The organism is Arcobacter sp. ISO1, from assembly GCF_058105185.1.
The window spans coordinates 331,013-348,131 of sequence record NZ_CM176573.1 but is presented as its reverse complement, the minus strand read 5'-3'; the positions used below and the strand labels follow the sequence as shown (position 1 = coordinate 348,131).

The window sequence follows — 17,119 nt, the reverse complement described above, 5'->3', positions numbered from 1 at the left end:
TAAATATATTTGAAATTAATTACAAACAATCAAAACTCAAACTTTTATAATCATATCTCTTCTTTGTTGACTGAATGTGATAGTTTTATTTTCAATGTAGCTTTTATAAACTTTTCTGGGGTTCAACTACTTTTAGATATTTTTAAACGTCTTGATGAAAGGGGAATAAAGGGGAAAATCCTATGTTCTACATATCTGAATTTTACAGAAATAAAGGCCTTAGAAAAGTTAAAAGAGTTTAAAAATATTGAACTTAAAATCTTTGATAGTAATGAGATTGGTTTCCATGCAAAAGCTTATATCTTTGAATTTAAAGATGAATATAAAATTGTTCTAGGTTCTTCAAATATAACCTCAAGTGCTTTCAAAAAGAACATTGAGTGGAATTTAAAAACAATACTAAAAAAAGATGAAGAGTTTTCAAATGAGATTTTAAATGAGTTTAATCAACTTTGGAGATTATCAACAATCGTTGATGAATCTTTTTTAAATTCATATAGAAGTTATAAAAAACAAATTCAAAATAGTTTCAAAAGTTTTAGCTCTAAAAAACAGATTCTTGCAAACTTTATGCAAGAAAAGGCCTTAGAAAAATTAGATTTTTTAAGACAGAAAGGTGAAAAAAAAGCTTTAGCAATTGCTGCAACAGGTTCAGGAAAAACATATCTTTCCGCCCTTGATGTAAAAGCTTTTAAACCTAAAAAAATCTTATTTATAGTTCATAGAGAAAATATATTATTAAAAGCGAAACAAAGTTTTGAATCACTTATAAGTGATTTTTCATGTGGTTTATTTACTGGAAATAAAAAAGAAAATAGTGATTATCTTTTTGCAACTATACAAACTCTTAGTTTAAATTATCGAGATTTTAAAAAAGATGAATTTGAATATATAATTGTTGATGAAGCCCATCATATTGCTAGTCCAAGTTATGAAAAAGTTGTCAATTATTTTACTCCCAAATTTTTATTGGGGTTAACGGCAACTCCAAATAGGATGGATAAAAATTCAATCTATGAAATCTTTGATGAGAATATTGCCTGCGATATTAGATTAAATGATGCCCTAGAATTTAATTTAATTAGTTCTTTTCATTATTTTGGAATAAGTGATATTGATACTATTGATTATTCAGATACCAACTTAAAAGATATTCAAAGTGTAGCAAAGCTTTTAATGGTAAATTCAAGAGTTGATTTTATTATAGAAAAGATGAACTTTTATGGATACTCAGGAGAGAAAAGGAAAGTTCTTGGGTTTTGTGTCTCAAAAGAACATGCTAAATTTATGAGTGAACAGTTTAATAAAAAAGGGATAAGTTCAACACATCTTACAAGTACTGATAATATTTTACATAGAGAAAAAATCATTGAAAGACTGGAAGATGATGAAGACTTTTTAGAAGTGGTTTTTTCCGTTGATATTTTTAATGAAGGCCTTGATATCCCTTCTATTAATACAGTTTTAATGCTTAGACCAACAAATTCTCCTATTGTTTTTACCCAACAATTAGGAAGGGGTTTGCGAAAAGCAAAAGGGAAAGATTTTCTAACACTTTTAGATTTTATTGGGAATCATAATAGAGCATATTTAATAGCAATTGCTTTAAATGGTAATAGAATAATTGATAAAGAGAGTTTGAAATTTTCTATTTTAAATGATTTCTCAAATATGAAAAATGCCCATATTTTAATGGATGAAATCTCTAAAAAAAGGATTTTGGAACAAATTACTAAAGAAAATTTTAATGCCTCTAAATATTTAAAAGAGCAGTATTATGAGTTTAAATCAAATTTAGGAAATAAAACTCCTATGTTAGTTGATTATATAAATTATGATGAATTTATTTCTCCACTAAATTTCATAAGTGATTCAAAATCATATATTGAATTTTTAAAAAAAGTAGAAAAAGATGAAAGTTTTAAACTTCTTTGTGAAGATGAAAATTTTTTAAAAGCAAGTAGGTTTTTACAAGGATTACTCCCAATAAAAAGGATTTATGAGTTTGCTATTTTAAAATATCTTATTTCAAATGAATCATGTGATATTGAAAGAATAAGTGGTTTTATAAATAAATATTTAGAAAAAGTTTCAAAAAGAACAATTGAACATGCATTTTCTTTTTTAAACCAAGAATATTTCGACTCAGCTCAAATCTCAAGATTTTTAAAACTTGTTGAATTAAAAGGTAAAAAACTTTTTAAAACTAAAGAGTTTGAAGAGATATTAAAAAATAAAAGAAAAAAAGAGTTTATTGAAGATACTTTAAATTATGGGATATTAAGCTATGAAGAGTCTTTTGGAATAAAAGATTATGGGATGCCATTTTTAAAACTTTATGAAAAATATAATATGTTAAATATTTCACAACTATGTAATTTTGATAAAATCCATAGTTCTTTTAGAGGAAGTGGATTTTTAAAATTTAAAGATGACTTCTTTTTATTTATAACTTTAGAAAAAGACAAATACTCAAAAGCTTCAAAATATGTAAATACTTTTTTTGATAAGCAACATTTCTCATATGTTAGTAAACCCTCACATTCACAAGATAAAGGGGATGGACAAAGATTGTGTGATAATAAAAAACATGGCGTAAAGCTACATGTTTTTATTAGGAAATTTTCCCATGTTGATAAAAAAGTTCAAACTTTTATATATTTAGGACTTGCAAATACTATTGAATATAATGGAAATAAACCAATAAATTTAAAACTAAAATTAGAAAAAGAGTTAGATAATAATCTTTTTGAAGAGTTTACAAAAATAGTTTAACATTTAAAGGTGATACAAAAAGACAAGCCTTTATAGTTTTTGTTATTATAAGTAATTTCTTCATTTGATAGATTAATTTTAGCATGATGTCTTTCTCTGATTATCTTATTAACAATTGATAATCCTAATCCTGTACCATTATCTTTTGTTGTAAAATATGGTTCAAGCATCCTTTTAATAATCTCTTCTTTAGCACCACCAGCAGTATCTGTAAATTTTAAATCAATTGTATCTGGGGTGTTTTTATTAATATCTATAAAAAGTATTCTATCCGCTTCATCTTTTACATTTTCTACTAAGGCATCTTTGCAGTTATTTATTATATTTATAAATGCTTCAACAAGTTCATTACTACAAGCACTTATAGTTAGATCTTTAGAAAAATTATGTATTTCAAGTGTAATAAAATTGTTTTTCAGTGATGCTTCTACTAAAGATATGGTTTTTTTAATAGCTTTCTCTAAATCAATTTTTCTAAAATCTTCTTTTGTTCTTACAAAGTTTCTGAAGTTTTCAATGGTTTGAGATAGATACTTAACTTGATCTAAAATTGAATTCATGTCTTTTTCTATATTTTTATTATCTAAAGAATATTCCATTTCAATTTGTAGATTAACACCACTTGCTATTGTAGAAATCATACTTAGAGGTTGTCTCCATTGATGTGAAATATTTGTAATCATTTCTCCCATGGAAACAAGTTTTGCTTGTTCGAAGATTATACGATCTTGTTTTACATTTTCAGTCTTATCTACAAAACTAATTATAATAGCTTTATTTTCTCTTTCTTTGTTAATTATCTCTAAATCTATCTTTTTAATACTAAAATCATAGTATTTATTTTTATATTCAATTTCATAGTTAGTTTCTTCATCAGAAGAGAGACATTTTTTTATATCTTCTAATATATTTTGAAGTTCAATATTTGAATTTAATAATACACTTGAAAAGTTGTTATTGGTATATTTTGATAAATCAAAGAAATCTACAATATTTTCAGTATATTTTATGATATTCAAATTACTATCAAGTAATATGACACTTGCTCCAATATTTGCTAATACATTATCAAAGGCATTATTCGCAAAATCTAATTCTAAATTTGTTAAATTTAGTTCGTCATTAACTGTTTGTAATTCTTCATTAGTACTTTGAAGTTCTTCATTACTTGTTTCAAGTTCTTCATTAGTACTTTGAAGTTCCTCATTAGTACTTTGAAGTTCTTCATTAGTACTTTGTAAATCCTCATTTGAAGTTTCTAATTCTTCAATTGTAATTTGAAGTCTTTCTTTTAATGTAAGCAATTCATCTTCTAATACACTTAAACTTGAATCATTTAAATCAAAAGGTTCAAATTTATCTTCACTTACACTTGATTGCATATCAACACTTTTATCAAATGAAACAAAATAATTATTATCTCCAAGTTTGTTTTTTTCTAAAGGATAGACATTTATTACAACATATTCTTTTGGTTCACTTACAGGTAATATTCTAATTTTTTTTGATTTAACAAATTTGTTTAATTTTTTTGCTTCATTTATTGTTGCTCTAAAATCAAGTCTTAAAAAATCTGCTAATATTCTAAATACATCACTAGTTTGAATACCTTGAGGATGATTTAAAAAATCTTTGCAATCCCCTTTAAAAAATAAAATATTATAAGTTATTCCATCAACAACTATTCCATTTTCTTCAAATCTAGAACTAATTGCCTGATTAATTGATATATCTATATCATTTAAGTCTAAAGTTTCTTTATTTGATTTTACACTTGATGAAGCTGTGTTTTTTCTTCTATAAGTTAAAGTTTCTAAATCAACTTTTGCTAAATCATTTAATTTCTTATAAATTCTATATTTATTATTTACAATAGTAAAAAAAGTGTTTAAAGTTCCAACTGTTTCACTTTTCCCTAGAAACAGTAAACTTTCATATCTCATTGAATAATAAAAAATACTCAAAATTCTTTTTTGTAATTCATTATTAAAATATATTAACAAGTTTCTGCAAGTGATCATATCCATATTTAAAAAAGGAGGGTCTTTTATAATATCATGACTAGAAAATACAATCATATCTCTAATATTTTGAGTAACTTTATAAACTTTTTGATTTTCTTCAAAATATTTTTCTAAATAGTGTTTAGGAACAGCTTCTAAATCATCTTCTAGAAAAGTTCTATTTCGACATTTTGCAATAACTTTTTCACTAATATCTGTTGCAAAAATTGTAACTTTTTTTGAAAGTCTTAATTTCTCTAAAATGTCACTTACAATCATTGCTACTGAAAAAGCTTCTTCCCCTGTAGCACAAGCAGTTACCCAAATTCTAATATTGTTATCAAGCTTTTTTTCTATTAAAGCTTCAAGATGATTTTTTAATTCAATAAAAGCTTCTTCGTCCCTAAAAAAAGAAGTTACAATGATAAGTAATTCATCTTTTAGTTTATGTATCTCTTCACTATCAATTAAAAGTGTTTTAATATAATCATTTATTCCATCAGATTTTATGTCAAGCATTCTTTTTTTAATACGTCTAGTAACAGTTGCATATTTGTAAGCACTAAAATCAATAGATGTTTCATCCCTTAAGATATCAAATACCTGATCAATAGAATCTTCAATCTCAAATTGTTTTTCATAATATTTTCTATCTTCAATAACATTTAATATCCCCTCAGCCAATAACTCAGGAGGTAAAGAAGCTAATACCTTCCCTGTATCTATTGCTGCTTTTGGCATAGAAAAATATTTTGCGCTTTCATCTTCAGCTAAAGTGATTCCATTGTTTTTATAAATTTCTACAATACCTTCTGCACCATCACTTCCTGAACCACTTAAGATTATTCCAACAGCTTTTTCTTTTTTTTCATATGCTAAAGATTTTAAAAATTTATCAATTGATGGTTTTGCTTTATGGTCTTTTTCTATGGCAGTAAATAAAAACTTACCCCCTTTTATCACAAAATTTGTATTTGGGGGACAATAATAAATACGATTACCTTTAATCTCTTCATCATTTCTTATTGCCAAGATTTCAACTTCAATATTTTTACTTAAAAGTTCACCTAGTAATGTGGGTCTTTTGGCATCTAAGTGCTGAGCTATTATATAGCAAATTTTATCATTCATTTTTATTTTTGATAAAAATTTTTGTAGTGCCTCAAAGCCACCTGCACTAGCTCCTATTCCTACAATGTGTAAGTCTTCATAAACCATATTTAACCCCATTAAAACATTCTTTTCAAGTCTTTTAATATTTTTTGTTCTTTTGTAACATCTTTATGTATACCTAGATAATAACTAATTCTATCGGAATTTTCTTTGAAAATTGGGGAAATTGATAACTCAATATATTTCAACTCACCACTTTTTGTGTAGTTTCTAATTACTACTGTTGTACTCTTTTCATCTTTTAAAGCCATTCTTAATTTTGTAATACCTTTTTGCTCTATATCTTCATTTCTTAAAAATCCAGGGTCTTTTCCTATAACCTCTTCTTCTAAGTAACCATAAAGCTTGGAAAAAGCACTATTTACATAAAGAATCTTAATATTTTCATCAGTTAAAATCATACTAGTTGTTGATTGTGAAAGAATTAATTCAGGATCAATATTTTTAGATAAGAGAGTATTTGCCGATTTAAATTCTTTATCACTAAATTTAAGTCTTTGTTCTAGTTTTGATTTATGATAAAAATAGAAAAGTTGATTTAATTTTTTAAATACAATAAAAATAACAATAATAACAAAAATCAAAAGTATCCCAAAAATCAAAGTTCTTAATTTAATTTGATCCTTTTGAAATTCTTTAAAATACTCATCTTTTAATTTTAATATTAATATCACCTCATTTTTTATACTAGTATCAAGTTTATAAGAGATATAGTTTTTATAGATAAATTTTTTATATTTAGTAATCTCTTCCTCTATATTTGAAGGAAGATAGTTTCTTATATTTTTCTCAAAGTTTTTTTGTTCTTTATCAAATGGTAAAATGACTTTTCCCTTTGAATTACTAATCATAATATCAAATAATGTGGTATCAAAAAATAGATTAAGCTCTAAATTCATAACTAGTTCACCCATAAATTCTTCATTTTCAAAAATTGGAAGAACAACTCTTATTGTAGATTTATAAGGAAATTCTATTTGATTATTTTCCATATTCAAATCAAGATTAGAGATAAAGATATCTTTTTTGTCTTTTGCTTCTAAAAAATAATCCCTAGATGATTTATCTTGTAGTTTATGATTTTCTACTATAAAAGCAGCAGGTGAATTTTTATTTCTATCAACTCTTAAACGCTCTTTCCCTTGGGCATCTAAATATCTTAATTGCATAAAATAAACATTTGATTGAGATAGTGTTAAAAAAATATTTTTAATATGATTAAAGCGATTAGTTTTAATTGCATTTTTAAAATCTTCTAAGTTAGAAATATGTTTTAATGAGTTTTTTGTATCATTAATAAGTTTATTTAATTCTTTTTCTTTTTTGGTAATATTTAAACTTGAACTATTTAATACTTGTTTTTTAAATTCATTTTCTAAATAATACTTTTCTAGAAGAATAAAAGTAACAAATATTATTAATGTAGAAATTATCAATGTAACTAGTATAGATTTTCTAAACTTTTTATCTAAATTATTTGTTTCCATGTTAAATATTAACAAAATGTAACTAAAAAGTATGTTTATAATATATTTAACTTGAATGAAATTATAATCTAATTGTAATCTAATTGTAATCTAATTGTAAACAAAGCTCCTTCTCTTCCATTTTTAACTTCAAGTTTACCTTTTAAGTGCTTTTCAATCATTGTTTTACTCATATAAAGACCTAGTCCAGTACCTTGATATTGATGTTTAGTTGTAAAATAAGGATCAAAGATTTTTGTCATGATATCTTTACTAATACCACCTCCATTGTCCTCAATAATTATAACTGCTTGATTTTCTTCAGTTTTTTGAGTAATTTTAATCCATCCATTTTTGATTTTATTTTGAACTATTGCATCTTTTGAATTATTTATTATATTTATAACAACTTGAGAAAGTTCACCACTAATCATTTTTAGTGTTATTGGCTTATCATAATCTATTTCATTTATTAATTTAATATGATGACTAGAAATTGTAGCACTAATGATATTTATACATTCATCAAGTTTTTCTTGAATATTGATATCTTTTAAAGCTTTTCCTTCTTTTATAAAATCTCTAAAAATATCTATTGTTTTTGATAGATGTTTTGTGTTTTCAACAATTAAATCCATTTGTTTAGGGATATCTTTTGTATCTAATATATTATATTCATAATTTATTTTTAATCCACTTGCTACAGTACTTATTGCACTTAGTGGTTGTCTCCATTGATGGGCAATATTTCCTAACATCTCACCCATTTGGGCTAATTTTGCCTGTTCTAAAATCTGTTTATCTTTTTGCATCATCTCACGAAGTTTTTCTTTATCCATAATATTTGTAACTTTTTGTTGGTAAAATAATAAAACTAATGCTAGATAAAATAATATAAAAAGGGTTGAAAAAGCTTCATAATTGTCATTAAATAATCCAATTGTAGAGCCCTTTGTTAAAATAGAAATAAATCCTTGATTCTCATTAGTTATACTATTAATCAAAGGTATGATAGTTGCGATTGTTTTTTTATCTTCAATATAATAAGACTCGGGCACTCTTTTTTCCCCGATATTATAAAGTATATTGGTGATTTTCTCTTCTGGCTTTAATCCATGAAGATCTTTTGAAAATTTATTTTGAATCTCTTTTAAAATAAGAGTATTGTGTAAAAAACCTTTTTTATGTGCATCTTTGTATAGTTTTGAATCGTTTATATATTCATTACTAAACAACTCTTTTCTTAGAATAATATTTGCTATTACATTATATTGGTTCATTAATAAAGAGCTTATTGCTTGCTCATTAAAAGTGATAATAAGTGCAGCTAAGAATTGATGCTCTTCTATTATTGGAAAAGCAAATTTAAGACCTGAACTATTATCTCTAATCTCAAAGGTACTTTGTGGAATTTTAGTCCATTTAATTTTTTTAAACAATGTTCTATTCTTTGAGATTTTATAATCATTTTTCAAAGGGTCTTTCATATCTAAAAACATTGTTCCATCATTAAGAATAAATTCAATATTTGAAACATGTTTTTGTTTTAAAGATTTAAATCTTCCTAGGGTTTCAATAAAAACAAGTTTTCTTAACTGATCTTTTTCCTTTTTAGACTTATTTTGAATATTATCAAGTTTTTTATCAAGACTTGAATTATTTAATATCCCAGAAAAGATTATATTTGCGAGCTCTTGATGTTGCTCATATATAATTTTATAAACTTTTGTATAACTAAATGTTTTTTCATATAAAAACTTCTCTTTATTTAAATTCTTTACAAACTCTAAAAAATACAGGGTAGAAAAACTTAGTACTAGGAAAATGATAAAATATTTTATTTTTGTTCTTTTTATGACAGATTTAGAGTCGATTAGTCCCCCTTAATTATAATTAATGTAATTATAACTAATTTTATTTAAAACCTTTTCTAAATCCCCATAAACAATCTTATAAATTGAACATGAAAGCATAAGATTTAAGGGATAGTTAAAATCCTCAATTGCTTTTCCATTTTTATCATAAAAGGTGTTGTTTTCAAACACTTTTTCTTCTTCACTAAATTGATCTATATAGTTTTTTTCTCTTGATAAATAAGCATAAACTTTTTTCCCTAGTGCATAAGCGTAACCACATTCCCAAACTGTACCACTATCGCTCTCTTTACCTCTAAAAGAATCTAAGTTTGCAATTACAATATCACATTCATCAATCATTTTTTTGTTTGCTAAAAAAATATCTTGTGCAATTTTTTGTTTTTCCTGATTGAAATTAACTACATTGTCAAGGGGATATAAACCCTCATATCCATATTTTTCACATAATTTAACATAATGTTTTCCAATTTCAATTGAGTTTTTTTCAAAAACATCTGGACCAGCTAAATATATTTTTTTCTTCATTTTTACTTCTTTTTACCATATTCTATTTTGTTACCATTTTCATCAAAAAGTGGGTATTTTTTTTCATTTAGTTTCATCTTTTCAATAATTGCTTCTTCTAAATCAATATTCAAATCCATGCACATCCTAATTAAGTAAACAGCAATATCTGCTATCTCTTGTTTTGCATGCTCTTTTTTCTTTTCATCTAGAGATGAAGCTTGTTCTAAAGTAAGCCATTGAAAAATTTCTAGAAGTTCAGAAGCCTCAACACTAAGTGCCATTGAAAGGTTTTTAGGGTTATGAAATTTATCCCAATCTCTCTGCTCTGAGAATTTTTTGATAATGCCTTCTATCTTTTCCATGTTCATTTTAAAGCCTTTGAAATAGTATGATTGTATAATAGCGAAAATTGAACTAAAGAAAAGTGATGACAAAAAGAGAATTTATCCAAACACATAAGGCAATTGATTTTAAGTTTTATCAAAATGAAGATGACTTTAAAGTTTTAGAAAAGCCAATAAAATTTACAGATCGTGGTAATTTTATTATCATGAAAATTAAAAAAAGAAATCTTGGAACTTGGGACTTATTAGATTCTTTAGCAAAAGGATTAAGAGTTTACGAGAGTGAGTTAGGTTATGCAGGACTAAAAGATAAAAATGCAACAACAACTCAATATATTTCAATCCCAAGAAAATATGCAAAAGATTTAAAAAAATTTAGACATCCAAAAATTGAGATTCTAGAGACTTTTTTACATAGTACTAAATTAAATATTGGGGATTTGATTTCAAACTCTTTTGAGATAAATTTACATGAAGTTAAACAAGAAGATGTTTTCAAAATTGAAAAACTTCTAAAGCAGATTAATAAAATTGGAATGCCCAATTATTTTGGTTATCAAAGGTTTGGTTTTGATGGAGATGTAAACCTTGATAAAGCAAGAAGATATATCTATGAAGATTTGATTATTAAAGACAAAAAAATCTCTAAAATGTTAGTTGCTCAGTATCAAAGTGATTTTTTCAATAAGTGGCTTGTTCAAAGACTCAAACTATCAAAAGATGAGTTTAAAATTCTTTCGGGGGATGTATTTAGGGTTTATAAAACTGATAAGTTTTTTACACCTAAAAATTTAACTGATGTTATTGAAGAAGATTTTAAAGATAAAAAAATAGTCCCAACTGGCTTACTTCCAGGACGACAAGCTTTTAGATCAATAAATGAAGCAAGAAAAATTGAAGAAAAATTTGATGATACTTATATTCAGGAAAAAGGTTTTAGACGGGATGCAGTAGTTTATCCAACTGATATAAGTGTTAAATTTGATAAAGAAACTTCAAAGTGTAAAGTTAAATTTACACTTCCTAAAGCTTCTTATGCAACTGTTTTAATAGAAAATATTGCTAATAGAAATCTAAGAGTTTAAACTCTTAGATTTTATCAGATAGATCAATATCAACTCCTGCATCAATCAATTCTTGCTGTCTAGGACCTAAATAATCTAAAAATGTTGGATATTCTTTATAATGTTCTCCGCTTACGTATCTAAATTGTTCTTTAAAGTGGAAGCTAAATAAAAGTGCATCAATTCTAGCTATCTCTTTTTTATGATTAAAGAGTAAAATTCCTGGTCTATAATCTAAAGCAATCTGTTTTGCCCAGTCATAAGGTGTTGTCGTTGCACCATCAGGAGTAATAATCTTTTCCTTTGATGTTGCATCAAATCTTACAACAGTATATTTAGCCATCTCTTTTTGTACATCTTTATTTTTAAAAGTTGTGTTGTACATATAGTCACATTGAGTACAACTTCCATCTTCAAAAATAACAGCTAAAGGGGAATCTATTTTTGATAAATCAGTGATATTTTTATAAATTGGATTATCTTTTAAAGTATAAAAAGTTTTGTTTTTAACTTTATCTAAATAAGTTGTTAATTCCATGTTTTTATACTCTTTATTTTTCACATAATCAAGTATAAGTTTAAAATTTGGTTCTGATCTATAACCATTTACTCTAACAACTTGTTCATTGTTTTGGTTTAGAAAAATAATTGTTGGTGTATATTGAACTTTTAGAAAATCTGCATATTTTTTTTCAGTCATTGTTTGATCTTCATTTAAAGCTAACTCTCTACTTCCTTTAATATTGATTCCAATCACATCAAAATTATTTTCAATATATTCTTGGTTTTTTGCTCCTTCTTTGAAGTTATCATCAAGCATCTTTGTACAATATGGACAAAAGTCAAGACTTAAAAACAAAATTACATGCTTGTCTTCTTCCTTTGCTTCTTCAATATCTTCCCCAATATCTAGAAAACTCTCTTTGAACCAACTTGGCCATTCATGGTAAGAACCGCCAGTAACTTTCCCTTTTTCATTTGCATTTAGATTAGTTAAGAACATTGAAGCAATAAAGACTAAAGCTAATAGTTTTTTTAACATACCTTCTCCCTTTTTTAGTTTATAAGGAAAATAGTAGATTAACTCTACTTAAAAAGAATGATAAAAAATATTTATAAAACTTATATAAGTAGAGTTTAAAATTAGTAGTGTCTTTTGGTATCAGTTTTTAGAAAGAAGAGTCTATTAGTTAGACTCTTCTTGAATTTTTAGTTCATATCTGGTTTTGGAGTTTTTTCAGTAATTACTGGTAACTGTGGATATGAGATTTCAGGTTTTTTACCTGTAAGAGATTTTAAGAATGTAACAATTTGAGAAGTCTCTTTATCTGATATTTTCATTCCCAATTGAATATCACCCATAAGTTTAACAGCTTGACCTAATGACCAAACATTACCATTGTGGAAATATGGAGCAGTTTCTTCGATGTTTCTTAGAGTTGGAGTTTTAACCATCCCATCTTTTGTTCCTGTAAATCCACCAACATTTAAGTCATATTTTGATGCATCAAATGGCATCATTGTTCCACCTAAACCAATATCATTGTGACAACTAGCACAACCTTTGTCGATGAATACTTTAAGACCAGTTTTTTCTTCTTTTGTTAATGCAGCAGTTTTACCATGCATAAAGGCATCAAATCTTGAAGGAGTGACTAAAGTTCTTTCAAATACTGCAATTGTGTCTGTGATTAGTTCGAAAGTGATTTTTACATCTGGACCATATGCTTTTTTGAATTCTGCAACATAATCAGGCATTGATGTAACTCTGTCAAGAACTAAGCTTTTTGGAGCGGCCATTTCAGGACCTGCTTGAACTGGACCTTGAGCTTGAGCTTCTAGGTGTGGATCTCTACCATCCCAGAATTGTGCTTTATTTAATACAGAATTATAAACTGTTGGTGAGTTTAAGTGAGCTGGGTTAGCAGTCCATTTATGACCAACAGCAGCTCCTACACCATCAACACCACCCATTGCTAAGTTGTGACATGTATTACATGAAATAATACCAGATTTAGATAGTCTTGGGTCAAAGTATAGTTTTTTACCAAGTTCAACTTTACAGTCAGTAATAGGGTTTTTAGGATTGTCAACTAGTTTTAGAACCTCTAGTTTTGATTGTGGAATTGGTTTTAAACCTGCTTTTTTAGCTTGGTCTAATAAATCAGCGTCCCCCGCACCAAACACACTTGAACATGCGAAAACAACAGATGCCAAAATTATAGATTTTTTCATTTCTTTCTCCTCTTATGAAATATAATTACAATTTTAAAGAAAAAAAATGTGGAAATTATGGGAAAATAAAAATAAGCTAAAATTCCTATTTTATTTTTTAAATTTGATGATAAACAAAGCACCAGACTTTGTATTTGTTGCTTCTAGTTTACCCTCGCTTTTTTCAATGATAATTTTGGACATATAAAGACCAATACCCAAACCTTTGTCTTTTGTAGTGAAATATGGCTCAAAAATCTTTTGAAGGAGTTCATTTTTTATACCACCTGCATTATCACCAATCTCTAGTTTAATTTCATTTTTAGAAATTTGAGTTTTAATTATAATTTTTGGGTTTTTAGTCTTTCTTTTTAAAAACTCATCCTTTGCATTATTTAAAATATTAAAAATCACTTGTAAAAACTCACCTCTATAAGCTTTTATCTCTATACTTTTGTTTAAATTGGTTTCAATCTCAATCTCATGGTGGGCAAAACTATCTTTTAATAAATTGATTACTTCATTTACAGATGCACTTAGATTAAAAATTTCTTTATTATTGGTATTTCTAAAAAAATCTCTAAAATCATCAATTGTATTTGATAAATATTTTATTTGTGCATTTGCCATTGTTGTTTTTTTATCAAAATACTCAGGTGTTAACATCTTCTTTTCATAGGCAGTTTTTAAATTCATCAATAAAAAAGAAAGGTGAGTTAGTGGTTGTCTCCATTGGTGAGCAATATTACCTATCATCTCTCCCATTGATGCAAGTTTACTTTGGTATGTTAAGTTTTGTATTTGTTTTTGTGAAGCTATTAGCTTTCTATAAAATAGTGTAAAAAGTGATAAGAAAAGGGCAACTAAAACAAAAAGAATATTTAGTGTTAAGTATACACTATTTTGTGCAGATTCCCTTTGTTTGAGTAAGGACTCTTTTGCACCCTTTAAAAGAATATCAATATTGCTGTTTATTGCAATATCCTGATATTTCAATTGAAAGTTTATACTCTCTTGTAAAGCTTTTACTTTTTGAATAAAGTTTTTAATAAAGATATTATCAATATCAGAGTCTAAATCATAGTATTTGACAATATGTTTATTATAAGAGCCTTTATTCTCCAAGCTTTCAAGAATATCAATTCTTATATTATTTAGTTTATTTGTTACTTCTTGATCTAAATCTTTTAATTCTTTATATGACCTATCTAAAATGATTGATATTATTCTTTTATTTGCTGCTTTTCTTGCTTTAAATCTTTCTAGCCAAATGGTTTTATCATTAAACTGAATTAATAATTCATCTAAGATTTTTACATACTGACTTTTGAATTTTGTAGAAACAGCATCAGTTTTTAATTTTTCCAAGGAATTTAAATTATAATTGATATCTTCATTTAAAATATCGAAATTGTTGATTTCACTACTACCTTTTATATAATTGTTTAGTTTATTGTTTAATGCTGTAATAATATTTATTTGGTCATTGTGGTTAAAGAAGATTTGGGTATTTTTTTTGTGAACTATAATAATATAAATCATAAATAAAAAAACTATTAGCAAGGTTACTAATACTATATAAATATTGTTTTTAATTAGATATTGTTTCATTGTACAATAGTGACTTTTCCATTTAAAGATTTTAAAAACTCCTCAATTAAGAAAATCTCCTTATCTGTTAAATCTAAGCCTAGTTGGGCTTTTGCAATAGAACCAATTGCCTCTTTTAATGTTTTAACTCTTCCATCATGTAAATAAGGAGCTGTTAATGCTACATTTCTAAGGGTTGGTACTTTAAAATAGTATTTGTCAAAATCATTTTTTGTGACATTATAAAGTCCAAAGTGGGGATTGTCATTTTCATAAACCTCTTTTTTATCAAGGTTTTTAGTTATGCTATTATCAATAAGTCCAAAACGAGCATATAATCCACCGCCTATATTAATCCCATTATGGCAAGAAACACAACCTTTTTTTTGAAAAAGTTCATAGCCTTTTTTTTGATTAGAAGTTAATGCATTTTTATCTCCCCTTAGATATTCATCAAAGGCACTAGGAGTTACTAGGGTTTTTTGAAACTCTTCAAGGGCATCACCAATATTCTCTTTTGTGATTCCATCTTTATAAATATTTTTAAAAGCTTTATTATATGTAGTGTCATTTTCTAAGGCCTTGATAATATTATCAAAACTATTTCCCATCTCCTTTGGATTTGTTAATGGAAATTGAATTTGGTGGGCTAAATCTTTTGCTCTTCCATCCCACATCTGTCTAAAGTTATAAATAGCATTTAAAACAGTTGGTGTATTTATATCACCTTTTTGTCCCTCTATTCCATAGGAATATTGCAGGTTATCAACTCCACCTAATTCTAGATTATGACAACTAGCACAAGAAACACTATTGTCTTTAGATAAAATTGGATCAAAATAAAGTTTTTTACCTAAAAGTGCTTTTTGTTTATCGTATTTAATTTCTTTTGGTATGGGTGTAATATTTTGAGAAGCATATAAACTTAGTAAAAAAAGATTTAAAAAAACTATTAAAACTTTAAGCATATTTTACCTTATCAAGTTTATTTGGTAGCCAATACCAGAAATATTTTTGATACTTTCTTTAGTTGTTTTTTTTCTAATCTCTCTAACAATAGAACGCAAAGCATCTTCACTCATATAGCCATCCCAAACATAATTGCTAAATTCATCATATTTTACTGCTCTATTAGCATTTTTTATAAGAAGTTCTAAAAAAAGTAGTTCTTTTTTTGTTAATGAAATTTGCATATCTTTTTTAAAAAGTGTATGGTTTAAAATATCAAAAGAAAAATCTCCAAAAATATTAAAAATTGATTGCTCTTTTACTACATCATCTGTACATTTTTCTAAAACATGGAGTAAAGTATCTTCCATAATGGGTTTAATTAAATATTTAACTAAGCCAAGTTCTATTGCATCCATTAAATATGAAGTTTCTAAATGAGCAGTTGCAACTATGATTTTTGTAGTTTTATCCTTCTTTCTTATTTGTTTAATCATATCTAAGCCGTTTAATTTTGGCATTTTTATATCTGTAATAATAATATCTGGTTTAAGCTCTTTATATTTTTCTAAACCATCTTCACCATTACAAGCTTCATAAACATTGTCGCAGTAAAAAGAAAGATATTCAACAGCATCTTCTCTAATTAGGGGTTCATCATCAATATATAATATTTTTAAATCTTTTAAAATTTCCATAAATGTAACTTCTTAGTAATAAATTAATATACAAAACTAACTTGTGATTGTGACATTTTATTTATGAAAGTACTCTTAGATAATAAAAATTATTAAATGATAAGGAATTTATTTTGAAAAGAGAATAAATTCCTTGTTTTCTAGTTGTACTAAGGGATTTGTAGATAGATTAGTTGGTTTTCAATTTTTGTTTCATATGTTTTTGAACATTCATAATCTTCACCAATGGCTGAACCATTTTTTAAATTGATATCTGTATTATGAAGGGGGCAAGTTACTACATGCTCATGAACTAAACCGTCATTTAATTTACCTTGTTTGTGTGGACAAATATTGTTTATAGCAAAAATCTCACCATCTTTTGTTTTAAAAATAGCAAGCTCTAATTCACCAAACTCTATTACTCTTGCACCCATTTCTGGGATGTTTTCTACTTCTGTGATTTTATACCAAGACATAT

General features: G+C 26.1%; 13 protein-coding genes. 2 read left to right on the top strand and 11 right to left on the bottom strand.

Annotated elements, in window-relative coordinates; all coding sequences use genetic code 11:
• Positions 1-9: 9 nt before the first annotated feature.
• Positions 10-2,775, top strand: coding sequence for a DUF3427 domain-containing protein (locus AC2TY9_RS01660; protein WP_489779068.1), 2,766 nt, complete (start codon positions 10-12; stop codon positions 2,773-2,775).
• On the opposite strand, the gene AC2TY9_RS01655 is transcribed toward AC2TY9_RS01660, so the two are convergent.
• The 5 genes from AC2TY9_RS01655 to AC2TY9_RS01635 all read right to left on the bottom strand — a co-directional run bounded on the left by AC2TY9_RS01655 (position 2,772) and on the right by AC2TY9_RS01635 (position 10,163).
• Positions 2,772-6,008: a CheR family methyltransferase gene (locus AC2TY9_RS01655; protein ID WP_489779066.1), complete on the bottom strand. Its 3,237-nt coding sequence runs from the start codon at positions 6,006-6,008 to the stop codon at positions 2,772-2,774. The genes AC2TY9_RS01660 and AC2TY9_RS01655 overlap by 4 nt on opposite strands.
• Positions 6,008-7,438: a PAS domain S-box protein gene (locus tag AC2TY9_RS01650; protein ID WP_489779064.1), complete on the bottom strand. Its 1,431-nt coding sequence runs from the start codon at positions 7,436-7,438 to the stop codon at positions 6,008-6,010. The genes AC2TY9_RS01655 and AC2TY9_RS01650 overlap by 1 nt, the downstream gene beginning before the upstream one ends.
• Before the next feature lie 68 nt (positions 7,439-7,506).
• Positions 7,507-8,916, bottom strand: a complete 1,410-nt coding sequence (locus AC2TY9_RS01645) for a sensor histidine kinase (protein WP_489779062.1) — start codon at positions 8,914-8,916, stop codon at positions 7,507-7,509.
• Between the two features lie 384 nt (positions 8,917-9,300).
• The gene (locus AC2TY9_RS01640) at positions 9,301-9,819 is read right to left on the bottom strand and encodes a nucleoside 2-deoxyribosyltransferase (protein ID WP_489779060.1); all 519 of its coding nucleotides are present in this window, start codon (positions 9,817-9,819) and stop codon (positions 9,301-9,303) included.
• Positions 9,820-9,821: 2 nt separating this feature from the next.
• Complete coding sequence (locus AC2TY9_RS01635) at positions 9,822-10,163, bottom strand: nucleotide pyrophosphohydrolase (RefSeq protein ID WP_489779059.1); 342 nt, start codon at positions 10,161-10,163, stop codon at positions 9,822-9,824.
• A 65-nt stretch (positions 10,164-10,228) separates the two neighbouring features.
• On the opposite strand from AC2TY9_RS01635, the gene AC2TY9_RS01630 reads away from it, so the two are divergent.
• Positions 10,229-11,230: a tRNA pseudouridine(13) synthase TruD gene (locus AC2TY9_RS01630; protein WP_489779058.1), complete on the top strand. Its 1,002-nt coding sequence runs from the start codon at positions 10,229-10,231 to the stop codon at positions 11,228-11,230.
• 4 nt (positions 11,231-11,234) lie between these two features.
• Here the strand turns inward: AC2TY9_RS01630 and AC2TY9_RS01625 are convergent, their stop codons facing one another.
• From AC2TY9_RS01625 to nirD, 6 genes are all read right to left on the bottom strand, one after another.
• Positions 11,235-12,251, bottom strand: a complete 1,017-nt coding sequence (locus AC2TY9_RS01625; RefSeq protein WP_489779056.1) for a thioredoxin family protein — start codon at positions 12,249-12,251, stop codon at positions 11,235-11,237.
• A gap of 167 nt (positions 12,252-12,418) precedes the next feature.
• Positions 12,419-13,444: a cytochrome-c peroxidase gene (locus AC2TY9_RS01620; protein WP_489779055.1), complete on the bottom strand. Its 1,026-nt coding sequence runs from the start codon at positions 13,442-13,444 to the stop codon at positions 12,419-12,421.
• A gap of 90 nt (positions 13,445-13,534) precedes the next feature.
• On the bottom strand, positions 13,535-14,965 hold the full coding sequence (locus AC2TY9_RS01615; RefSeq protein ID WP_489779054.1) for a sensor histidine kinase: 1,431 nt from the start codon (positions 14,963-14,965) through the stop codon (positions 13,535-13,537).
• A 65-nt stretch (positions 14,966-15,030) separates the two neighbouring features.
• On the bottom strand, positions 15,031-15,981 hold the full coding sequence (locus tag AC2TY9_RS01610) for a cytochrome-c peroxidase (protein ID WP_489779052.1): 951 nt from the start codon (positions 15,979-15,981) through the stop codon (positions 15,031-15,033).
• Positions 15,982-15,984: 3 nt separating this feature from the next.
• Positions 15,985-16,659 carry a response regulator gene (locus AC2TY9_RS01605; protein ID WP_489779050.1) on the bottom strand — a complete coding sequence of 225 codons (675 nt, stop codon included), beginning with the start codon at positions 16,657-16,659 and terminating at the stop codon, positions 15,985-15,987.
• A gap of 149 nt (positions 16,660-16,808) precedes the next feature.
• Entirely contained in the window at positions 16,809-17,117 is a 309-nt protein-coding gene (gene nirD, locus AC2TY9_RS01600; RefSeq protein WP_489779049.1) for a nitrite reductase small subunit NirD, read from the bottom strand.
• Between the last annotated feature and the right edge of the window lie 2 nt (positions 17,118-17,119).